Origin of the sequence: Variovorax boronicumulans (assembly GCF_029892485.1) — a bacterium.
Lineage (GTDB): Bacteria > Pseudomonadota > Gammaproteobacteria > Burkholderiales > Burkholderiaceae_C > Variovorax > Variovorax boronicumulans_B.
Genome location: NZ_JARXVG010000006.1, coordinates 360,742 through 381,869 on the forward strand (window position 1 = coordinate 360,742; position 21,128 = coordinate 381,869).

15 protein-coding genes are annotated in these 21,128 nt (G+C 68.7%); 6 read left to right on the top strand and 9 right to left on the bottom strand.

What is annotated here, in order from left to right; genetic code table 11:
- Window positions 1–212: 212 nt before the first annotated feature.
- Window positions 213–1,238, top strand: coding sequence for a LacI family DNA-binding transcriptional regulator (locus M2282_RS17020; RefSeq protein ID WP_280809955.1), 1,026 nt, complete (start codon window positions 213–215; stop codon window positions 1,236–1,238).
- 21 nt (window positions 1,239–1,259) lie between these two features.
- On the opposite strand, the gene M2282_RS17025 is transcribed toward M2282_RS17020, so the two are convergent.
- Together M2282_RS17025 and M2282_RS17030 are read right to left on the bottom strand one after the other, a co-directional pair.
- A complete protein-coding gene (locus tag M2282_RS17025) occupies window positions 1,260–2,399 on the bottom strand; it encodes a DSD1 family PLP-dependent enzyme (protein WP_280809956.1) in 1,140 nt (379 codons plus the stop codon).
- Between the two features lie 13 nt (window positions 2,400–2,412).
- Window positions 2,413–3,075 carry an HAD family hydrolase gene (locus M2282_RS17030; protein ID WP_280809957.1) on the bottom strand — a complete coding sequence of 221 codons (663 nt, stop codon included), beginning with the start codon at window positions 3,073–3,075 and terminating at the stop codon, window positions 2,413–2,415.
- Window positions 3,076–3,147: 72 nt separating this feature from the next.
- Between M2282_RS17030 and M2282_RS17035 the strand changes: the two genes are divergently transcribed.
- Entirely contained in the window at window positions 3,148–4,074 is a 927-nt protein-coding gene (locus tag M2282_RS17035; RefSeq protein WP_280809958.1) for a LysR family transcriptional regulator, read from the top strand.
- A gap of 1 nt (window position 4,075) precedes the next feature.
- Here M2282_RS17035 and M2282_RS17040 read toward each other — a convergent pair whose 3' ends face one another.
- The 6 genes from M2282_RS17040 to M2282_RS17065 all read right to left on the bottom strand — a co-directional run bounded on the left by M2282_RS17040 (window position 4,076) and on the right by M2282_RS17065 (window position 13,175).
- Window positions 4,076–4,432 carry a DUF2845 domain-containing protein gene (locus tag M2282_RS17040; protein WP_280809959.1) on the bottom strand — a complete coding sequence of 119 codons (357 nt, stop codon included), beginning with the start codon at window positions 4,430–4,432 and terminating at the stop codon, window positions 4,076–4,078.
- A 64-nt stretch (window positions 4,433–4,496) separates the two neighbouring features.
- Window positions 4,497–4,955 carry a RidA family protein gene (locus M2282_RS17045; protein WP_280809960.1) on the bottom strand — a complete coding sequence of 153 codons (459 nt, stop codon included), beginning with the start codon at window positions 4,953–4,955 and terminating at the stop codon, window positions 4,497–4,499.
- Window positions 4,952–5,908 carry a transglutaminase family protein gene (locus M2282_RS17050; RefSeq protein WP_280809961.1) on the bottom strand — a complete coding sequence of 319 codons (957 nt, stop codon included), beginning with the start codon at window positions 5,906–5,908 and terminating at the stop codon, window positions 4,952–4,954. Before M2282_RS17050 ends, M2282_RS17045 begins: the two co-directional genes overlap by 4 nt.
- A 14-nt stretch (window positions 5,909–5,922) precedes the next feature.
- Complete coding sequence (locus M2282_RS17055; protein ID WP_280809962.1) at window positions 5,923–6,744, bottom strand: basic amino acid ABC transporter substrate-binding protein; 822 nt, start codon at window positions 6,742–6,744, stop codon at window positions 5,923–5,925.
- A gap of 32 nt (window positions 6,745–6,776) precedes the next feature.
- Complete coding sequence (locus M2282_RS17060) at window positions 6,777–9,536, bottom strand: circularly permuted type 2 ATP-grasp protein (RefSeq protein ID WP_280809963.1); 2,760 nt, start codon at window positions 9,534–9,536, stop codon at window positions 6,777–6,779.
- A 63-nt stretch (window positions 9,537–9,599) separates the two neighbouring features.
- The gene (locus M2282_RS17065) at window positions 9,600–13,175 is read right to left on the bottom strand and encodes a DUF2126 domain-containing protein (protein WP_280809964.1); all 3,576 of its coding nucleotides are present in this window, start codon (window positions 13,173–13,175) and stop codon (window positions 9,600–9,602) included.
- A 121-nt stretch (window positions 13,176–13,296) separates the two neighbouring features.
- On the opposite strand from M2282_RS17065, the gene M2282_RS17070 reads away from it, so the two are divergent.
- From M2282_RS17070 to M2282_RS17085, 4 genes are all read left to right on the top strand, one after another.
- Window positions 13,297–15,747: a DNA internalization-related competence protein ComEC/Rec2 gene (locus M2282_RS17070; RefSeq protein WP_280809965.1), complete on the top strand. Its 2,451-nt coding sequence runs from the start codon at window positions 13,297–13,299 to the stop codon at window positions 15,745–15,747.
- A gap of 199 nt (window positions 15,748–15,946) precedes the next feature.
- Window positions 15,947–16,771 carry an oxepin-CoA hydrolase, alternative type gene (locus M2282_RS17075; RefSeq protein ID WP_280809966.1) on the top strand — a complete coding sequence of 275 codons (825 nt, stop codon included), beginning with the start codon at window positions 15,947–15,949 and terminating at the stop codon, window positions 16,769–16,771.
- Window positions 16,772–16,867: 96 nt separating this feature from the next.
- Complete coding sequence (locus tag M2282_RS17080) at window positions 16,868–18,370, top strand: circularly permuted type 2 ATP-grasp protein (protein ID WP_280809967.1); 1,503 nt, start codon at window positions 16,868–16,870, stop codon at window positions 18,368–18,370.
- Between the two features lie 29 nt (window positions 18,371–18,399).
- Window positions 18,400–19,356 carry an alpha-E domain-containing protein gene (locus M2282_RS17085; RefSeq protein WP_280809968.1) on the top strand — a complete coding sequence of 319 codons (957 nt, stop codon included), beginning with the start codon at window positions 18,400–18,402 and terminating at the stop codon, window positions 19,354–19,356.
- Between the two features lie 13 nt (window positions 19,357–19,369).
- Here the strand turns inward: M2282_RS17085 and M2282_RS17090 are convergent, their stop codons facing one another.
- Complete coding sequence (locus M2282_RS17090) at window positions 19,370–21,040, bottom strand: phosphoethanolamine transferase (RefSeq protein WP_280809969.1); 1,671 nt, start codon at window positions 21,038–21,040, stop codon at window positions 19,370–19,372.
- Between the last annotated feature and the right edge of the window lie 88 nt (window positions 21,041–21,128).

A 21,128-nucleotide genomic window follows, 5' to 3' on the forward strand; every position in this document is an offset into this window, starting at 1 on the left:
AGCGGCGTATCCATCGAGCGCTCTGCCCGCCCCCATCCCAACCTTCCCCCAGCGGGGGAAGGAGCAATGCGAACGCCTCGCCTGTGGATGTCCCCGAGGACTTTCTCCCTCCCCTTCCGGGGGAGGGCAGGGGTGGGGGCCAGCGGCGTATCCATCGAGCGCTCCGCCTGCCCCCATCCCAGCCTTCCCCCAGCGGGGGAAGGAGCAAAACCATGAAGCCCACGGGCCGCGCCACCATCGCCGACGTCGCCGAAGCGGCGGGCGTTTCCAAAGCCACCGTCTCGCGCTTCCTCAACCATCGCGAGCGTTTGCTGAGCCCCGACATCGCCGCACGCGTAGAGGTCGCCATCGCCAAGCTGGCCTACACGCCCAGCCCGATGGCGCAGGCGCTGAGCCACGGCCGTTCGCGGCTCATCGGGTTGATCGTGGCCGACATCACCAACCCGTATTCGGTCGCCGTGCTGCGCGGCGCCGAGAAGGCCTGCCAGGATGCCGGCTACCTCGTGATGCTGTTCAACCTCGGCAACGAGAGCGAACGCGAGCGCGAGGCCATCGATGCGCTCGCGGGCTACCAGGTCGACGGCTTCATCCTCAACACGCTGGGCCGCGGCAGCAACGTGGTCGATGCGGTCACGCTGCATGGCAAGCCCGCGGTGCTGGTCGATCGCCGGCACACGGGCATGCACACCGACTTTGTCTCGCTCGACAACCACGCAGCGATGCAGGCGACCTGCGAGCATCTGCTCGAAGGCGGCTACCGCGAGCTGCTTTACGTCACCGAGCCGCAGAAGGGCGTAAGTTCGCGGCGCGAGCGCACGGCCGCTTTCGGCGCCTGCGTGGCGGCACATGAACCACGCGTGGCAGGCGAGGTGTTCGAAAGCGTCGAGGGCGAAAACGATGCGCTCGATGCGGCACTGACCGCCCTGCGCAAGCGCGCCAGGCGCGGCCGCCGCGCCGCCGTGGTCGCGGGCAATGCCGTGGTCACGCTGCGCGTGGCGCAGGCGATGGCGCGGATGGGCTTGCAGTTCGGCGGCGACCTGGGCTTCGTCGGCTTCGACGATCCCGAATGGGCCTCGCTGATCGGCCCCGGCCTCAGCACCGTGGCGCAGCCCACCGACGCCATCGGCCGCACCGCCGCCACGTGCCTGATCGAGCGGCTGCGGGGACTCGATGCCGCGCCACGCCAGCTCCTGCTTCCCGGCGAGTTGATGGTGCGGGGCTCGTCGCAGGCGCTCTAGGCGTCGTTCTCTCCAGACCGCTTACCAGCCGTGGAAGCGCCCCCATGGCTGCAGCGCCCCGTCTTCGCCGAGCGCCTGATATTCAGGGAATTGCGCACCCGTCGCGCACGCATGGTTGGGCAGGATGCGCAGGCGCGTGCCGATAGGAAAGCGCGTCGCAATGTCGGTGTCTGGCGCACCTTCGCGCGACAGGATGCCGTGCTCCTGGTTCGCACCGCTGAGCACATAGCCGTCGAGCACCGCGCCATCGAGGCTGCAGATCTGCCCGTAGCCATAGTCGCGCTTCTGCTTCTGCGTGCCGCGGTCGCGGCTCATCGCCATCCAGCCCGCATCGACGATGGCCCAGCCCTTCTCGACCTGGTGGCCGATCACGGTGGTGAGCACGCTCAGCGCGATCTCGCCCGCATCGCACACGCCCACATTGCGCATCACGAGGTCGAAGAACACGTAGACCCCCGCGCGCACTTCGGTCACCCCGTCGAGGCGCTCGGCCATCAGCGCCGTCGGCGTGGAACCCACGCTGACGATGGGGCAGGGCAGGTCGGCATCGCGCAGCCTTTGCGCGGCACGCACGCAGCCGGCGCGCTCCTGCTCGGCCATGGCCTTGAGCGCTTCGGGTGTGTCGAGGTCGTAGCTGGAGCCGGCGTGCGTCATCACGCCGGCGAGACGCATGCCGCCGTCGTGCAGTGCATGCGCCACTTCGAGCAGCACGTCGTCGTCCGGGCGGATGCCGGAGCGGTGGCCGTCGGTGTCGACTTCGATCAGCACGTCGAAGGCTTCGCCGTTCGCACGGCCGAACTCGGCAATGGCGCGCGCCGAGGCCACGCCGTCCGTGATGATCGAAAGCGCGCAGCCGCGGCGGCGCAGTTCGAGCGCATGCGGCAGCCGGTGCGCGGCCATGCCCACGGCATAGAGGATGTCGCTGAAGCCGGCGGCGAAGAACTGCTCGGCCTCCTTCAGCGTGGAGACGGTGATGCCCTGCGCACCCGCATCGCGCTGCGCACGTGCCACGTCGATGCACTTGCTGGTCTTGACGTGAGGCCGGAAGCGCACGCCGAGTGCGTTCATGCGCGCCTGCATCCGCGCGATGTTTTGCTGCATGCGCGGCCGTTCGACGATGGCGGCGGGCGTGTCGATGGTGGTGAGGGTGAGGGCGTTCATGAGCGTCGTCCGTTCAGGAAATCGAAGCGAAGGATTGGAGCCAGGGCAGCGCGGGTGCGAGCGTCGGTGCCTGCTGCTCGGGCGGCGGTGCGCCCTTCGGCAAGGCGAGCCCCACGCGGTTGTGCCAGAAGGTGCGCAGGCCGACGGCCGAAGTGCCGAACATGTCGTAGCCCGAGCCGGCGACGAAGGCGGCCTCATCTGCCTGCACGCCCAGCCGGGCCAGCGCCATGCGGTACGGGCGCGGGTCGGGCTTGTAGAAGCCGGCTTCTTCCGAAGTGACCACCACGTCCCAGTCGACGCCCAGCAGCGCCGCCGCGCGATGGCCGAGCCGCTGCGAGCAGTTGGTGACCACCGCGAGCTTGCAGTGCGGCTTGAGCGCCTGCAGCAGTTCGCGTGCGCCGTCCCATGCGGGCAATTGGTCCCAGTGCGCTTCGAGCGCGTCCGGTGCGGTGCCGGCCATGCCGGTGTTTCGTGCGGCGTCCTTCACCAGTTGCTCGTAGGGCACATAGGCGCCGCAGCCGTAGGTGAGGCGCAGGTATTCGGCGCGCCACGTGCGGCCCTTTTCCTCGGAGCCAGCGGCGGCGTTCCACACGGTCCACGAGTCGAGCAGGGCGGTGAGCAGGTCGAAAAGCACGGCGCGGGGGTAGGCGCCGGATGGGGCGATGGGGGCTTGCATGGTCGCCGACTGTACGTTTCAAAGCCGTCGTTGTGCTTCAATGCCAGCTCATCAATCGTTAAGCACTGCTGAATGATCCAGATCGAAGACATGCAACTGGCAGCAGCCTTGCTGCGCGAACCTTCGCTGAGTGCCGCGGCGCGCTCGCTCGACGTCACGCCGCCCGCGCTGTCGATGCGCTTGCGCAAGCTCGAAACCACGCTCGGCCTGTCTCTCGCCACCCGCACCGCGCGGCGGCTGAGCCTCACGGCCGAAGGCGAGCGCTTTGCACGCGAGGCCGCGGCGCTGCTCGGGCAGATCGAGGGGCTGCGCGAATCGATGCAGCGCGACGACCGCCGCCTCACCGGCACGCTGCGCATCGCCGCGCCCTTCGGCTACGGCCGGCAGTACGTGGCGCCGATGCTCGCGCGCTTCGCTCGCCTGCATCCGGGCCTGCGCATCCAGTTCGACCTGCGCGAGACGCCCTGGCCCGACCGGCACGACGCCGACGCGATCATCCACATCGGCACGGTGCGCGACTCCTCCTGGGTCGCGCGCACGCTCGGCGACAACGAGCGCTGGCTGTGCGCGAGCCCGGAGTACCTGCGCGCGCGCGGCACGCCCCTCGTTCCGCGCGACGTGATGGCGCACGACTGCATCGTCATCCGCGAGAACGACGAAGACGTGACGCTCTGGCACGTGCGCCGCGCCGCGAAGCCCAAGGCAGCTGCGTCATCGGTGAAGGCGGGCGCGCGCGAAACACTGCGCATTGCGCCGGCCTTCGTCACCAACGACGGCAGCGTGGCGCGGCATTGGGCCGAGCAGGGCATGGGGCTGGTGCTGCGTTCCGAATGGGACGCGGCGGATGCGATCGCGCGGGGCTCGCTGGTGCGGGTGCTGAAGGATTGGGCCTTCGACAGTGCGCCGGTGCTGCTGCTGGTGCCGACCCGCAAGGGGCGCACGGCGCGCGTGCAGGCATTGATCGAATTCCTGGAGGCGAGCCTCGGCAGGCCGTCCTAGTTCACGGCACCCGGTCGCCGTCGCGCACCGACTCGACCGCGCCGTTGTAGAACCGCACGATCCCGAGGAAGTTGCCCTGGCCGCGGTGGTAGGTCCATTCATCCATCGGAACGCATTGCTGTGAACCGATCTGGCGGACGCCGCCGCTGCGCGCGCCCGGGTTGATGATCCATTCGACCTGGGGCCGGGCGACGCAGACGACGTCCTTGAGGACCGGTTCGCCGCATTTGTTGAGGACGGAGAACTTCGATTCGCCCACCCCGGCAAGAAATCCGCCGCAGCTGAGCGACTGCGCGTACGAGCCTTCGGCACCCAGCAGCAGCGCAGTCGAGGCAAAGGCACGCAGGACGATGTTCATGGCTTCGAAGACTCCGGATCGGCCCCGTCCGCCTCGATGGCCGGCGAGGCGTTGGTCTGCGGGATCAGCCGACTTCGGCGATCAGTTCGATCTCGACGCAGGCGCCCATCGGGATCTGTGCCACGCCGAAGGCGCTGCGCGCATGTGCGCCCTTTTCGGGGCCGAAGACTTCGGCGAAGAATTCGCTCGCGCCGTTGGTCACCAGGTGCTGTTCGGTGAAGGTGCCGACCGAGTTCACCAGGCTCATCACCTTGACGATGCGCTTGACCTTGTTCAGGTCGCCCACGGCGGCGTGCAGCGTGCCCAGGAGGTCGATGGCGATGGCGCGTGCGGCCTGCTTGCCTTCCTCGGTGCTGATGTTGGCGCCGAGCTGGCCGGCCCAGACCTTGCCGTCCTTCTTGGCGATGTGGCCCGAGAGGAACACGAGGTTGCCGGTCTGCACGAAAGGCACGTAGGCGGCGGCGGGGGCCGAGACCGGGGGCAGGGTGATGCCGAGGCTGGAAAGTTTGTCGTAAACGCTCATGGAGACTCCTTGTCTTGGGAAGGCGATTGTGTCTGTGTTCGCGGCAGGCCTTCGATCACTTCCCCCACCGGCTGCACGGTCACCCCGACGCTCAGCGTGTGCCTTGCGCCGCCATGCAGTACGCCGCGCATCGGCGAGACGTCGGAGTAGTCGCGGCCGATGGCCAGCGTGACGTAGTCCTCGCCCGGCTGGCGGCCGTTGGTGGGGTCGAAGTCGGCCCAGCCGCCGGGCCCGTCGTCTTCGCCCGGCAGGTAAACCGACACCCACGCATGCGAAGCATCAGCGCCCACCAGCCGCGGTTGGCCCGGCGGCGGCTGCGTGAGCAGATAGCCGCTCACGTAGCGCGCGGGCAGGCCCAGCGTGCGGAAACACGCGATCATGATGTGCGCGAAGTCCTGGCACACGCCCTTGCGCTGGGCCAGCGCCTCGACGGCGGGGGTGTTGATCTCGGTGCTGTCCGCGTCGTAGTCGAAGTCGCGGTACATGCGTTCGGTGAGGTCCATCGCCGCGTCGAAGGTGGGGCGCCCGGGCGCGAAGCTCGCGCGCGCATAGGCGGCGAAGTCGTCGTGGCGCGGCACGTAGGGCGAGGGAAAGACGAACTCGGAAGCCGCGTCGAAGGTGGCGTCCTTGCGAAAGCGGAAACGCTCGCGCACGGTCTCCCAGGGCAGATCGCGGGCGATGGCGTCCGAGAGCACCGGCACCGAGGTTTCGACGACGCTCTCGGCCGTGACCACCAGCCGGTCGTGCGTGGCTTCGAGCGCGAAGAAGGCGCGGGTGTTGCCGTAGACATCGGGCAGCTCGCCGCGCTGCGCCGGCGGCGGATCGATCGCGAGCGTGTGGCTCACCAGCCGCTGCGAACCGGTGGCCAGCGGCTTCAGGTGCGCCAGGTGCTGCGCGGTCTCGACCGGCGGTGCGTACTCGTAGCGGGTTTCGTGGGTGACGTGCAGCAGCATGGCAAGAGCGGTCTTTACTGCGACGCGGCGCCGAAGTGCGATGCGTAGATCTTCGCGTAGGTGCCGTCGGCCTTGATGTCCGCAAGGCCCTTGTCGATCTTCGCCAGCAGCTCGGCATTGCCCTTCTTCACCGCGATGCCGTACTGCTCGGCCGGAAAGCCCGCATCGCTCACCGTCTTGAAGCCACCGCCCGCGTTGTTCGCGAGGTAGTGCGCCACCACGCCGTTGTCGGCCACCACGGCCTGCACGCCGCCGGCCTCGAGTTCCTTGAGCGCCAGCGGGGTCGATTCGAAGCGCTTGATCGCGGTGCTCGACTTGCCCAGCAGCTTGCCCACCACTTCGTCGCCGGTGGTGCCGTTCTGCACGCCGACCTTCAGGCTCTTGATGTCGTCGAACTTCGCGACGGGCGAATCGCTCTTCACCGCGATGAGCTGGCGCGCCTCGAAGTAGGGCTGCGAGAAGTCCATGGTCTGGCGGCGCTCGTCGGTGATGGTGATGGACGACACCAGGAGGTCGCGGTCGCCCTGGTCGAGCGAATTGAAGATGCCTTCCCACGGCGTGTTGACGAACTTCACCTCGATGCCGGCCTTCTGCGCCACGGCCTTCACCACGTCGATGTCGAAGCCCACGACCTCGCCCTTTTCGTTCTGCGATTCGAAGGGCGCATAGGCCGCATCGGTGCCCACGACCAGCACGCGGGCCGCGGCGGGCGGCGGCGGTGCCGAAGCGGCGGCGGGTGCAGCGGGTTCCTGCTTGCCGCAGCCGGCCAGTGCGAGTCCGACGAGAAGGCTGGCGGCGGTGAGGGTGCGACGGCGATTGATGGCGATGCCCGACATGGAAATGCCTCCTTCGAAATATCGTTATGGAATCAGGCGCCGACGGAGCGCAGGGATTCGGATGTGAGCGTGAAGTAGCGCGTGCCGATGGCGTCCGACACATGGTAGGCCGCCGTCTCGCAGTTGGCGAGCAGCCGGATCAGCGCGGGGTAATCCCCCTCGGGCCCGGCGGCGCACAGGTGCTCGAGCGTCCATGTGGCCGGATCGGGCAGTTCGTACGACAGCGCGGTGAGCTTGCCCGGCGCGCTGCCCGCCAGACGCGCGATGCGCCCGCGCAGCGTTTGCGTGACCCAGGCCAGCGAGCGCGGGTTTTCCGCGTCGAGCACCAGCAGGTCGACCAGCGTGGCGACGTCGCGCCGCTGCTGGTAGCGCGCATGGAAGGTGATGGTGCTGTCGAACAGCGCCACCATCGCCTCGAAGCCGCTGACCTCGTGCACGGCGCCGTTGCCGAAGCCGACCTCGAGCGCGTTCGACAAAAAGCCCAGCCGCTCGATGTGGCGGCCGATGGACAGCAGGCGCCAGGCGTCGTCGCGCGTCATGCGGTCGGTCTGCGCGCCGGTCATCGCGGCCAGCGCGGTGCTGGCGGATTCGAGCGCGCGCAAGGCGGCGCTGGCGGCAAAGCTGCCTTCGCCGGCCTGCTCGGCGGCGCGGCGGAGGAACTCGGCCTCCGCACGCACGATCTGGTTCCAGTTGTCCTGCGAAAGCCGCTCGCGCACCGCGGCCGCGGCCTGCCGGATGCAGCGCAGGCTATAGCCGACGCTGCCGCCCCCGTCGACGTCGCCGAGCTCGGCCACCAGGGCGCGTTCGAACACCCGGCGCGACTGCGGCGCGCTCGGCGCCTCGGCCGGCACCAGCGCATTGCGCACGGCCATGCGGTGCAGCCATTCGAGCAGCGGGCGCGACGACTGGTCTTCGCCACCCAACAGGTTGAGCGTCAGGCGCGCCAGGCGCACCGCGTTCTCGGCGCGCTCGGTGTAACGCCCGAGCCAGAACATGTTCTCCGCGGCGCGGCTGGTGACCGGCGCGCGGTGCCGTGCGAGCGAAGCCGGCGTGGCGTGGGGCTGCAGCCGCGTGGTGCGGTCGACCTCGCCGTGCGTCTGCACCCAGGCATCGGCGCTGCTGCCGCCGCGCTGCATCGAGGCGATCTGCGCATCGGCGCCCGCGAGGCGGGCCAGCCCGCCGGGCAGCACGCGCCACGACTGCGCACCGTCGCTCACCGCGAACACGCGCAGGAGCACCGCGCGCGGCTCGATGTGGCCGGGGCCCAGGTCGCTGGCCCATGTGGGCATCTGCGACAGCGGCAGGTAGCTCTGCACCGTGTGGGCGTCGCCCTCGCGCACGATGCGGCCGGCCCATTCGTCGAGTTCGCGCCGCCCCAGCTGGCTGCCGAGCACCGCGTCGAAGCTCACGCGGCCGTCGATGCCGGGGTAGGTGGGCTTGATGAAGCAATCGCCCAGCTGCGGCAGCACCGCCTCGAGCGCGGCGCGCTCGCCGCACCACCAGGTGGGCAGCGCGGGCAGCTTGAGCTTCTCGCCGATCAGCCGGCGCGCCAGGCCCGGCAGGAAGCCCAGCATGGCGGGCGATTCGAGGAAGGCCGAGCCCGGCATGTTGGCCACCAGCACGTTGCCGGCGCGAATCGCCTGCAGGAGGCCGGGCACGCCGAGCGTGGAATCGGGGCGCAGCTCCAGCGGATCGAGGAACTGGTCGTCCAGCCGCTTGATGAGGCCGTGCACCGGGCGCAGGCCCTGCAGCGTCTTGAGGTAGAGCCGCTGGTCGCGCACCGTGAGGTCGTTGCCCTCGACGAGCGTCACGCCCAGGTAGCGCGCGAGGTAGGCGTGCTCGAAGTAGGTTTCGTTGTACGGGCCGGGCGTGAGCAGCGCGATGTGGGGCGGCACGCCGGCCGGGCACATGCGCTGCAGCCCGTCCATCATGGCGCTGTAGGTGGCGGCCAGCCGCTGCACGTGAAGCGCCTCGAAGGCCTGCGGAAACTGTCGCGTGATGGCGAGGCGGTTCTCCAGCAGGTAGCCCAGGCCCGAGGGCGCCTGGGTGCGCTGCGACACCACCCACCAGTTGCCGTCGGGGCCGCGTGCGAGGTCGAAGGCCGCGATGTGCAGCCAGGTGTCGCCCGGCGGCTTCACGCCGTGCAGCGCGCGCAGATAGCCCGGATGGCCGCGCACCAGCGCCGGCGGAATCAGCCCTTCGCTCAGCAGCTGCTGCGGGCCGTAGACGTCGGCCATCACCCGGTCGAGCACGCGCACGCGCTGGAGCACGCCGGCCTCGATCTGGCTCCAGCTCTCGGGCGAGACGATCAGCGGGAACAGGTCGAGCGACCAGGGGCGCTGCGGGCCGTGGGTGGCGTCGGCGTAGACGTTGTAGGTAACGCCGTTGTCGCGGATCTGGCGCTCGAGGCTGACCGCGCGGCGCGGAAGGTCGTTGAAGCCGCCCGGGCCGAGCTGGTCGAAGAAGGCGTTCCAGCCGGGGGTGAGCGGGGGTGCTTCGCCGGTCGGCGCAGGTTGCTGCGACTGGGACTGGCCCTGGGACTGCGATGAAGAAGACTGGGACTGCGATTGGGACTGCGTGGCCGCCGGGCGTTCCGCCGCCGCGTCGTACAGCAGCGGGGTGCTTGCCGGGGGCGCACCTGCTGGCGCAGGCCGCACCGGCGCCGCCGGCCTGGCTTTGCCGCGCAGTTCATCGAAGTGGCCGGGCAGTGCGGCCGGCGCGAGCGCCGACGCCAGGGCCGCTGGAAACTCCAGGGCCTGGGCGTCGAACAGGGATTCGTTCAAAGGTTCCACAGGAAGGGGATTGTCACACCGCCGTCACGGCAGGGCCGCTGGTGCAGTGTGGTAGGTGGCCCCTTATCGCCGCAGATCGAGGGTGAACGGGAATTCGCGGCTGCCCGGCAGCTCGATGGTGGCCGGCGGCGTGCGCATGAGGCCGGGCGTGTGGCCCATGCGCGTGAAGCGCGAATGGCGGCGGCTCTCGGCCTCGTAGGCGTTGACCGGGAAGCTGTCGTAGTTGCGTCCGCCCGGGTGGGCCACGAAGTACTGGCAGCCGCCGAGCGAGCGCTTCATCCAGGTGTCGACCAGGTCGAAGGTCAGCGGCGCATGGGCGCCGATGCTGGGGTGCAGCGCCGAGGGCGGGTTCCAGGCCTTGTAGCGCACGCCCGCGACGAACTCGCCGGTCACGCCCGTGGGCTGCAGCGGCAGCACCTTGCCGTTGACGGTGACGACATGGCGGCTCTCGTTGAGACCCGTCACGCGCACTTCGATACGCTCGAGCGACGAATCGACATAGCGCACCGTGCCGCCCGCCGAGCCTTCCTCGCCCATCACGTGCCACGGCTCCAGCGCATTGCGCAGCGACAGCTCCACGCCCATGGCCTGCATCTGGCCCACGAGCGGGAAGCGGAATTCGAAGTGCGGCGCGAACCAGTCGGGATCGAAGGCAAAGCCGGCCTGGCGCATCTCGCTGATGACGTCGTCGAAGTCCATCTTCACGAAGGTCGGCAGCAGGAAGCGGTCGTGCAGCTCGGTGCCCCAGCGGGTCACGGGCGCCTTGTAGGGATCGTCCCAGAAGCGGGCGACCAGCGCGCGGATCAACAGCTGTTGCGCGATGCTCATGCGCGCATGCGGCGGCATCTCGAAAGCGCGCAGCTCCAGCAGGCCGAGGCGGCCAGTGCTCGAATCGGGCGAGTAGAGCTTGTCGATGCAGAACTCGCTGCGGTGCGTGTTGCCGGACACGTCGATCAGGATGTTGCGCAGCGTGCGGTCGACCAGCCATGCGGGCATGTTGGCGCCGTAGATTTCGCGGTTCTTCGCGATTTCCTGCAGGGCGATTTCGAGCTCATAGACCTGGTCGTTGCGCGCTTCGTCCACGCGCGGCGCCTGGCTGGTCGGGCCGATGAACATGCCCGAGAACAGGTAGCTCAGCGAGGGATGGTTGTGCCAATACAGCAAGAGGCTCGCGAGCAGCTCCGGCCGGCGCAGGAACGGGCTGTCCGCCGGCGTGGCACCGCCCATCACGAAGTGGTTGCCGCCGCCAGTGCCGGTGTGGCGGCCATCGGTCATGAACTTCTCGGCCGAGAGGCGGGTTTCGAACGCGGCGTTGTAGAGGAACTCGGTGTGCGCGACCAGTTCCTTCCAGTTGTGGGCCGGGTGGATGTTGACTTCGATCACGCCCGGGTCGGGCGTGACGGCCAGCATCTTCAGACGCGGATCGCGTGGCGGCGGATAGCCTTCCATCACGATGCGCATGTCCAGTTCGCGCGCGGTGGCTTCGACGGCGGCGACGAGGTCCAGGTAGTCCTCCAGGCGCGCGAGCGGCGGCACGAAGACGTAGAGCACGCCCGAGGCGCTGCCCTTCTTCTCGGCCGACGGGCCGTTGGCGCGGCGCGGGTCGCGCACTTCGACGCACAGCGCGGTGCGCGTGACCCAGTGGGCCGATTCGCCGCGCAGGGGTTGTCGGGTGGCGGGCGTGGCGGTGGCGTCGTCGGCGGCACGCGCGGCCGCCGCAGCGTCGCCGCTGGCTGCATCGCCGGGACTCTGCATGCGCAGCGATGCGGGCACCACGGGCGGCGTGCCGAAGGTGTAGGGCACATCGCCGAGGCTGGCGCCGGCAGTACCGGGGGCACCGGCAGCGCGGGCAGCGCCGGTGGCACCTGCAGCAGCACCGGCAGTGCCGGGGGCACCCGTGCTGTAGCGCGCGCGGTAGTCGGCGGAACTCGGCAACGCGCCGCGCGGTGCGGTCGGGTCGCGTTCGATCAGGTAGGGGTAGTCGCCCTTGCTGGCCCACGGCTGCGAGTCGAGCGGCAGGCGGTAGCCCATGGGCGAGTCGCCCGGAATGAGATAGAGCCGGTCATCGCGCAGGAACCACGGGCCGGTCTTCCAGCCGGGGCCGGCGAGCGCGGGCGCATCGGCGTTCGCATTGCCCGGCTCGATGGGCAGCATGTAGCCGATCACGGCATCGAGCTTCTGCGTGAACACGCGGCGCAGGCGCACGCGTTCGAGTTCGTCATCGAGCTTCGATTCGAAGGGATCGACGTTCACCGGCAGGCGGCGTTCGCGCCAGAGGTAGTAGTAGGTGTCTTCGTAGCCGGGCTGGATGTAGCGCTCGGTCAGGCCGAGGTTCCCGGCCAGCGTGGCGGTGAAGCGGCGCGCGTCCTCGCTCGTGTAGTGCGTGGGAAAGCGCTCGTCGGCGAAGAGCGCCGGGTCGTGCCACAGCGTCTGGCCGTCGGCGCGCCAGAAGATCGACAGCGCCCAGCGCGGCAGCTGCTCGCCCGGGTACCACTTGCCCTGGCCGAAATGGAGGAAGCCGCCGTTGCCGTATTCGGCGCGCAGCTTGTGGACGAGTTCGGTCGCGTAGCCGCGCTTCGTGGGGCCGAGTGCATCGGTGTTCCACTCGGGCGCGTCGCGGTCGGCGGTGGCCACGTAGGTGGGCTCGCCGCCCATCGTGAGGCGCACGTCGCCGGCCTTCAGGCGCGCGTCGACGGCGTCGCCGAGAGCGAGCACTTCGGCCCACTGCTCTTCGGTGTAGGGCTTGGTGACGCGCGGCGATTCGTAGATGCGCGTGACCTTCATCTCGTGGCCGAACTCGACCTCGGATTCATCGACGCCGCCCTCGATGGGCGCCGCGCTCGACGGCGTGGGCGTGCAGGCGAGCGGAATGTGGCCTTCGCCGGCCATGAGGCCCGAGGTGGCATCCAGGCCGATCCAGCCTGCGCCCGGCAGGAACACCTCGCACCAGGCGTGCAGGTCGGTGAAGTCGACCGTGGTGCCGCTCGGGCCGTCGAGCGCCTTCACATCGGGCGTGAGCTGGATCAGGTAGCCCGAGACGAAACGCGCGGCCAGGCCCATGTGGCGCAGCAGCTGCACCAGCAGCCAGCCTGAGTCGCGGCATGAGCCGCTGCCGTTGGTGAGCGTTTCTTCCGGCGTCTGCACGCCGGGCTCCATGCGGATCAGGTAGTTGACGTCCTGCTGCACCTGCTGGTTCAGGCCGACCAGGAAGTCGATGGTGCGCTGTTCCTTGCGGTCGATCTTGGCGAGGTAGGCCTCCACCAGCGGCGTGACCGGGTCGGCCACGAGGTAGGGCGCGAGTTCCTCGGCCTGCGAGGCGGTGTACTTGAACGGAAAGTTCTCGGCCTGCGGCTCGAGGAAGAAGTCGAAGGGGTTGTAGACCGCCATCTCGACCACGAGGTCGACGGTGACCTTGAATTCGCGCGTCTTCTCGGGGAACACCAGCCGCGCCTGGTAGTTGGCGAACGGGTCCTGCATCCAGTTGACGAAGTGCTCGGCGGGCTCGACCGTCAGCGAGTACGAGATGACGTTGCTGCGGCAATGCGGCGCGGGCCGAAGGCGAACGACCTGCGGGCCCAACTGCACCAGGCGGTCGTATTTGTAGTGAGTGACGTGGTGGAGTGCGGCGTGAATGGACATGCGTTTTTGTGTGCAGTACTGCGAGATTGCATCGAAAAGATGTCTCTTGTGAGACGCATACTAGCCGAGATAACAAGCAATTAACGCGCCATCGAGCGCGGGTTCGGGGAGGGTTTGCGTCATGTGCCATGAGGTTGTGCCGACGCGCTCGCGCGCGTCCGGCAGGGGCGGGTCGTGGGCGTTTGCCGCGTTGGGAGGTTCGCTGGTCGGCGCGGCAGTGCAGTTGCACCAGCCCGCGCTGTGGGCGGCGGGTGCCTATGCGGCTTTGCTGTTCGCGGGTGCCGTGGGGCTGTGGCGACGGCGTGCCTTCGGGCGACTGCTGCCGGTCGCGGCGTTGGTGTGCGGTGCGCTGGCCGGTGTGGGGCTCGCGGGCTGGCGTGCCGTGGCGTATGCGGACGGCGCGCTCGATCCGGCGCTCGAAGGGCGCGACCTGCAGGTGGTCGGCGTGGTGTCGCAGATGCCACAGCGCAACGAGAGCGGAACGCGGTTCCAGCTCGACGTCGAGTCCGCCCGATGGGCCGAGGCGCGCACCGATGCGCTGCCGGCCGTGCCTTCGCGCATCGCGCTGGGCTGGTATGGCGAGAACACCGGTCTGTGGGGGCGCATGCCGGAGGGGCGGTCTTCTTCCGTGGCCGTCGGCGCGGTCCATGCCGGCGAGCGATGGCAACTGACCGTGCGGCTCAGGGCGCCGCACGGCAGCCTCAACCCCCATGGCTTCGACGCCGAGTTGTGGCTGTGGGAGCAGGGCGTGCATGCCAACGGCTACGTGCGCACCGGCGCGCGCCATGCCGCGCCGGCGCATGTGGCAGGCACATGGCGGCACCCCATCGAGCGTGCACGCGAAGCCGTGCGTGACGCCGTGTTCGAGCGCGTGTCCGACCGCCGGCAGGCCGGCGTGATCGCCGCGCTGGTCACCGGCGACCAGGCCGCGATCGACCGGGCCGGATGGGATGTGTTCAGGGCAACCGGCGTGGCACACCTGATGTCGATCTCGGGCCTCCACATCACGATGTTTGCGTGGTTTGCCGCGCACATCGTGGGCGCGCTGTGGCGGCGCAGCAGCCGGTTGATGCTGTGGCTCCCCGCGCCGCAGGCGGCACTGATCGGCGGCGTGTGGCTCGCCACGCTCTATGCGCTCTTCAGCGGCTGGGGCGTGCCCGCCCAGCGCACGGTGTGGATGTTGGCAACCATCGCGTTGCTGCGCCTGGCCGGCCGGCGCTGGCCGTGGCCGCATGTCTGGCTGCTGACCGCCGCGGTGGTGGTGGCGATCGACCCCTGGGCCCTGATGCAGGCGGGCTTCTGGCTCAGCTTCGTCGCGGTGGGCGTGTTGTTCGCTACCGATTCGACGGACGCGGGCGAAAGAAAGCCGACCGCCGCGAACCGGCTGTTCCTGTTCTTCCGCGAGCAATGGGTCATCACGCTCGCGCTCACGCCGCTGAGCCTGCTGCTGTTCCAGCAGGTGTCGCTGGTCGGCCTGCTGGCCAATGCCATCGCGATTCCATGGGTCACCCTCGTGGTCACGCCGCTTGCCATGCTGGGCGCGGTCGTGGCGCCGCTGTGGGATGTCGCGGCCTGGGCGGTGCATGCGCTCTCCGTCCTGCTGCAATGGTTGGCCGGGTTGCCTTTCGCCACGCTCTCGATGGCCGCGCCGCCGTGGTGGATGGCCGCTTCCGGCGTGGTGGGCGGGGCCTTGCTCGCCATGCGGTTGCCGTGGTCGATGCGCGCGCTCGGACTGCCGCTGTTGCTGCCGGTGCTGCTGTGGCAGATGCCGCGGCCGGCCGTTGGCGAGTTCGAACTGCTCGCGGCCGACATCGGGCAAGGCAGCGCCGTGCTGGTGCGCACGGCCACGCACAGCCTGCTCTACGACACCGGACCGCGCTACAGCCTCGAGAGCGATGCGGGCCACCGCGTGCTCGTGCCGCTGCTGCGTGCCTTCGGCGAGCGGCTCGACATGCTGGTGCTGAGCCACCGCGACACCGATCACACCGGCGGCGCGCCCGCCGTGCTTGCGATGCAGCCGCAGGCCGCGTTGCTCAGTTCCATCGAAGCCGCCCATCCGCTGCAGGCGCTGCGCCCGGCCCAGCGGTGCGAAGCAGGCCAGCGCTGGAAATGGGACGGCGTGAGTTTCGAGGTGCTGCATCCCTTCGATGCCGACTACCGCAGCTTCACCAGGCCCAATGCCGTCTCGTGTGTGCTGCGCGTCGGCAACGGCCGTGCGACGGCGCTGCTGGCCGGCGACATCGAGTGGCTGCAAGAGGCCGCGCTGGTCGCGCGAACGGAAAGGGAACAACTGCGGGCCGACGTGTTGCTGGCGCCGCACCATGGCAGCAAGTCGTCCTCGAGCGCGCCGTTCCTGGCAGCGGTGCAGCCGCGCATCGCGCTGGTCCAGGCCGGTTACCGCAACCGCTTCGGGCACCCCGCGGCCGATGTGATGGCGCGCTACGCGGAACACGGCGTGCGGGTGGTCGAGAGCGCGCGCTGCGGTGCCGCGCGCTGGCTCAGCACGCGGCCCGACGACGTGGCTTGCGAGCGTGAGCGCCATGCCCGTTACTGGCAGCACCGCATGCCCTGAAACGTTCCCTCCCGCCTTGCGGCGCCCGCAAGGAAGCGTCCAAATCGTGAATAAATTGTTAAAAGAGGGGTCGAAAGCCAATTGCAAGGTCGCGGAAGCCGGCGCCTGATGCGTTGCATCGTCCTGACACAACGACAACGCGAGGAAGAGTCATGCACCGCAGAGACAGGCCCCAGGGCGGATTCCTCGGCAGGACGCCATGACGTCCGCGGCCGTGCCTGCCATTACCAGTGCCGGGGGGGCATCCGCGCCCGCCGCAAAGCTCCACATGCACCGGGAGGGGGCGGTGCTGGTGATGACCATCAGCAATCCGGCGGCGCGCAACACCGTCAATCCATCGATCTACCGCGCCGCGGCCAAGGCGATCCGCGCCGCTTCGGGCTTTCGCACCGTCCGCGCCATCGTGCTCACCGGGGAGGGCGAGCATTTCTGCGCCGGTGGCGACCTGCGGCGGCTGGTGAGGCAGCGCAAGCTGCCGCAATCGGAGCAGCTGGCCCATTCCGACGCCTTGAACGAATGGGTCATGGCGATGCAGGAGGCACCGCAGCCCGTGATCGCCGCGGTCGAGGGCATGGCGGCGGGCAGCGGCTTTTCGCTCTGCCTGGCGTGCGACCTGGTCGTTGCGGCCGAGGATGCGGAATTCGCGATGTCCAACGTCAACTTCGGCCTTTCGATCGATGGCGGCGGCACCGATTCGCTGGTGCGCTCGCTGCCACCGCAGGCGGTGATCGAGATCCTGCTGGGCGGCTCGGTCCAGACCGCCCGCCGGCTCCATGACTGGGGCGTGGTCAACCGGATCGTGCCGCGCGGCACGGCCTACGCCGTCGCGCTCGCCTGGGCGCAGAAGCTCGCGCAAGGCCCCTTCGACGTGCAGGCGCGCATCAAGGAACTGGTCTATTCGGCGCGCGACCGCAGCCGCCGCGAGCAGCTCGAGGCCGAGCGCGGCGTGCTCGTCGAAAGCCTCTACAGCGACGAAAGCGGCAAACGGATGAAGGAATTTCTCGCGGCCCGCAAGAAGCGATAGCGCGAGAGCGACCATTTACGGGCCTTTCGGCGACGCATAAGGGGTTCTACTGGCCCTGAACTTGCTAAGCTATGGCCGAAGGAGATTGGTCGTTCCATGCACAAATTCGACGAGATGTATGAGCAGTTGCCCTATGCGGGGGCTGCGATCCGACAGCACTACAAGCGCTACGACCAATGGCTCGCGAAGCAACCCGGTGAGGTGATGCGTTCGCGGCGTGAAGAGGCGGAAATGATTTTCCGCCGGGTCGGCATCACCTTCGCGGTGTATGGCGCGAAGGATGAGGACGGCTCCGGCACAGAGCGGCTCATTCCGTTCGACCTGTTGCCGCGCATCATTCCGGCCCATGAGTGGGACAGCATGGAAAAGGGACTGGTGCAGCGCGTCACGGCGCTCAACCGCTTCCTGCATGACGTCTACCACGACCAGGAAATCATCAAGGCCGGCATCATTCCGGCCGAGCAGATCCTGAACAACGCGCAGTTCCGCCCCGAGATGATGGGCGTCACGGTGCCGCACAACGTCTACTCGAACATTTCGGGCATCGACATCGTGCGCGCCCCCGATGCCGACGGCAACGGCGAGTACTACGTGCTCGAAGACAACCTGCGGGTGCCCAGCGGCGTGAGCTACATGCTGGAAAACCGCAAGATGATGATGCGGCTCTTCCCCGAGCTCTTCAACCAGAACCGCATCGCGCCGGTCGCGCACTACCCCGACCTGCTGCTCGAAACCCTGCGCGCCAGCGCGCCGCCGGCCACGGCCGAGCCCACGGTGGTGGTGCTCACGCCCGGCATGTACAACAGCGCCTACTTCGAGCACGCCTTCCTCGCCCAGCAGATGGGCATCGAGCTCGTCGAGGGGCAGGACCTGTTCGTCAAGGACGACTTCGTCTACATGCGCACCACGCGCGGGCCGCGGCGTGTCGACGTGATCTACCGCCGCGTCGATGACGACTTCCTCGATCCTAACGTGTTCCGCCCCACGTCCACGCTCGGCACGGCGGGCTTGATGCGCGCCTACCGCGCGGGCAACGTGGTGATCTGCAATGCAGTGGGTACCGGCGTGGCCGACGACAAGTCGATCTACCCCTACGTGCCCAAGATGATCGAGTTCTACCTCGGCGAAAAGCCGATCCTGAAGAACGTGCCCACCTACATGTGCCGCAACAAGGACGAGCTGCAGTACACGCTCGACAACATGAAGGATCTCGTCGTCAAGGAAGTGCACGGCGCGGGCGGCTACGGCATGCTGATTGGCCCGGCCGCCACGCACGCCGAGATCGAGGACTTCAAGAAAGCCGTGCTCGCCAAGCCCGATGGCTACATCGCTCAGCCCACGCTGAGCCTGTCGACCTCGCCGACCTTCGTGGACGCCGGCATCGCGCCGCGCCACATCGACCTGCGGCCCTTCGTGCTCTCGGGCAAGGAAGTGCAGATGGTGCCCGGCGGCCTCACGCGCGTGGCGCTGAAAGAGGGTTCGCTGGTGGTCAATTCTTCGCAGGGCGGTGGCACCAAGGACACCTGGATCCTCGAAGCCGAGCGTGCGCCCAAGGCGCAATCGCAGTCCCAATCGCAAAGCCAAACGTCATCGGTCTGAGTGCAGGCAAGGAATCAGGAGAACACAAGATGCTTTCACGCACCGCAGACCACCTCTACTGGATGTCCCGCTATACCGAGCGCGCCGAGAACACCGCGCGCATGCTGGACGTCAACTACCAGACCTCGCTGCTGCCCCAGTCGGCCGAAGTCGCCAAGTACGGCTGGCAGGGCGTGCTGTCGATCAGCGAGCTGCTGCCGCTCTACAACAAGAAGTACGAGCAGATCGCGCCCAACGAGGTGATGGAGTTCATGGTCAAGGACGAGAGCAATGCCTCGTCGATCGTCTCGTGCCTGAAGGCCGCGCGCGAGAACGCGCGTGCCGTGCGCGGAGCGCTCACCACCGAGGCCTGGGAAACGCAGAACACCACTTGGCTCGAAGTCAACCGCATGCTGCGCCAGGGCGACTTCGAACGCGATCCGGGCCAGTTCTTCGAATGGGTCAAGTTCCGCTCGCACCTCTCGCGAGGCGTCACGCTGGGCACGATGCTGCAGGACGAGGCCTTCTACTTCTCGCGCCTGGGCACGTTCCTCGAACGCGCCGACAACACCGCGCGGCTGGTGGACGTGAAGTTCCATGCGCTGAACAGCGAGTTCTTCGGCGCCGCCACCGAGGAAGACCAGGAGTACGACTTCTATCACTGGAGCGCGATCCTGCGCAGCGTTTCGGCCTTCGAGGTCTACCGCAAGGTGTACCGCGACGTGATCAAGCCCGAGCGCGTGGCGGAGTTGTTGATCCTGCGCGCCGACATGCCGCGTTCGTTGCATGCCAGCCTGGCCGAGGTGGTGAGCAACCTGGCCAAGGTGCAGAACGAGCAAAGCGCCGAAACGCAGCGCCGCGCCGGCAAGCTCCTGGCCGACCTGCAGTACGCGCGGGTCGACGAGATCCTGGCGACCGGGCTGCATGCCTACCTCACGCAGTTCCTCGACCGGGTGAACGAGCTGGGCGGGCGCATCAGCCAGGACTTCCTGGTTCCTGCGCACTGAGCCCGGGGGGCTGTCAGCGTGAAAACGACTCGACAGCCACCGGAATCTTCGGCGCCTCCCAGCGGTAGGCATCCCCCAGCACATTGCGCTCGGGCTTCTGCCCGTCCCACCGGATCTTGAGCAGGTCCATCAGCGTCCATGCCGTCCAGTCCGCCCGAAAGGGCTGCTGTTGCGCGGCGCCGTTCGGCAGCGGTTCCCGGTTGCGCCAGACGACGGCCGGAATGCGGTAGCCCGAGGCTGTCGCGGGGCTGTGGCCCGCGCGGTCGCTGCCGTGGCCGACCTCCTGGCCGTGGTCCGAGAGGTACATCCATGCGCGGTACTCCTCCGGCTTGCCCGCGCTGCGCGTCTGCTGCAGCAACTCCGACACCACGAAGTCGTGGTACAGCAGCGCCGCGTCGTACTCTTGGCGAAAGCGCCGCACCCAGGCCGAGCGACCGTCCTTGACCAGGCCGTTCTCGACCGCGTCGATGTTGTCGTCGAAGGGATTGGCGTTCTCCGGAAAGCGCAGGCTGTAGTGCGGATGCGCGCCCATCAGATGCACGACGATCAGCTTGCGGTCGGTGCCCGTGTCCGCAAAGGCTTCCTGCACGCAGTCGAGGATCTCGCCGTCGAGCGAGGCGCTGGCCCGGCCGGGCGTGCGGTTGAGCATGTCGACGACATCGGCGAAGCGTGCATGCTGCTGCTCGATGGCGAGGTCGTCGTGGTTGCTGATCCACCAGACCTTGTAGCCCGCGGCGCGCGCCAGGGCCAGCAGGTGCGGCGGGTTCTCGCTCTCGGGCAGGCCGAAGTGGAACATGTTGCGCAGCGCGGGCAGGGTGCTCGCGTCCACCGACCACGCGTTCTTCAGCACCGCCATCTGTTCGCCGGCCTGCGCCTTGTGCGCCAGCAGGCGCGGCGTGGTCGGGCGGCCGTAGCCGTAGAGGGCCATGTTGTCGCGGTTGATGCTGTCGGTGATGACCAGCACCACCGTGGATGGTCCGGCCTGCGTGATGACAGGGGCGATGGCTCTGGCCTGGGCCATCGCGCGATCGCGCACCTGCTGCTGGTCGGCCCAGGCGGCGCGCTGCGTCTGAACCGACTGCGACCAGTGGGTCCAGAAGATCGCGGGATGGAGGCGGCGCCACGGCTTGCTCGCATACGCCACGCAGGCGATCAGCAAGAGAGCGAGCACCAGCGAGCGGGTCCAGAACGCCGGCCGTGCGCGCACCGAAGAAGAGGAAACGGCCGCATCGCGGACGGCACCACGCCGCGCGAACATGCCCACGAGCACGCCCGCGATGACGAGCGCACCCGACCAGATGACGGCCGAACGCCAATGCATCTGCAGGTACTCGGTGCTCTCGCGCGCATTGGTGTTGGCTGCCGCGCCGAGCACCATCGCGCCGTCGGGCGCGGCCTGGTAGGTGTCGAGCAGGTAGGCGCGCACCGCGCCGTCGAACGCGAAGGCCATGGCCCAGAGCCACACGAGCACCGTGCGCACGCGCTGCATGCGCGCGCTGCGCAACGGCCATGCGAGCCAGAGCACCATCGGCATGGCGAGCACTGCGAGCTGGGCGATGCGGCGACCGTCGTGGCCCAGCGCGATCGAGGCCAGCAGCGTGGCGCCGACTGCGCCGCAGGCGAACAGGACGTTGTGGCGCGATGCGTGATGCGCACGCGGCGTTTCGGCGGAAGGGGAGGTCAAGCGGTCGGGCAGCGGACTGCAGGTCGGAAGGCGGCCGCATTCTGCCCCGCTGCATGCGCCCGGCCCGCAGTCCCCCCAGCGGGCCGGG

Bases quoted from the DNA above. Each gene is read 5' to 3' on its own strand.
- M2282_RS17065 (WP_280809964.1), bottom strand. From the start codon at position 13,175: ATGTCCATTCACGCCGCACTCCACCACGTCACTCACTACAAATACGAC.
- M2282_RS17045 (WP_280809960.1), bottom strand. From the start codon at position 4,955: ATGAGCGTTTACGACAAACTTTCCAGCCTCGGCATCACCCTGCCCCCG.
- M2282_RS17085 (WP_280809968.1), top strand. From the start codon at position 18,400: ATGCTTTCACGCACCGCAGACCACCTCTACTGGATGTCCCGCTATACC.
- M2282_RS17075 (WP_280809966.1), top strand. From the start codon at position 15,947: ATGACGTCCGCGGCCGTGCCTGCCATTACCAGTGCCGGGGGGGCATCC.
- M2282_RS17080 (WP_280809967.1), top strand. From the start codon at position 16,868: ATGCACAAATTCGACGAGATGTATGAGCAGTTGCCCTATGCGGGGGCT.
- M2282_RS17030 (WP_280809957.1), bottom strand. From the start codon at position 3,075: ATGCAAGCCCCCATCGCCCCATCCGGCGCCTACCCCCGCGCCGTGCTT.
- M2282_RS17025 (WP_280809956.1), bottom strand. From the start codon at position 2,399: ATGAACGCCCTCACCCTCACCACCATCGACACGCCCGCCGCCATCGTC.
- M2282_RS17035 (WP_280809958.1), top strand. From the start codon at position 3,148: ATGATCCAGATCGAAGACATGCAACTGGCAGCAGCCTTGCTGCGCGAA.
- M2282_RS17050 (WP_280809961.1), bottom strand. From the start codon at position 5,908: ATGCTGCTGCACGTCACCCACGAAACCCGCTACGAGTACGCACCGCCG.
- M2282_RS17020 (WP_280809955.1), top strand. From the start codon at position 213: ATGAAGCCCACGGGCCGCGCCACCATCGCCGACGTCGCCGAAGCGGCG.
- M2282_RS17055 (WP_280809962.1), bottom strand. From the start codon at position 6,744: ATGTCGGGCATCGCCATCAATCGCCGTCGCACCCTCACCGCCGCCAGC.
- M2282_RS17040 (WP_280809959.1), bottom strand. From the start codon at position 4,432: ATGAACATCGTCCTGCGTGCCTTTGCCTCGACTGCGCTGCTGCTGGGT.
- M2282_RS17070 (WP_280809965.1), top strand. From the start codon at position 13,297: ATGTGCCATGAGGTTGTGCCGACGCGCTCGCGCGCGTCCGGCAGGGGC.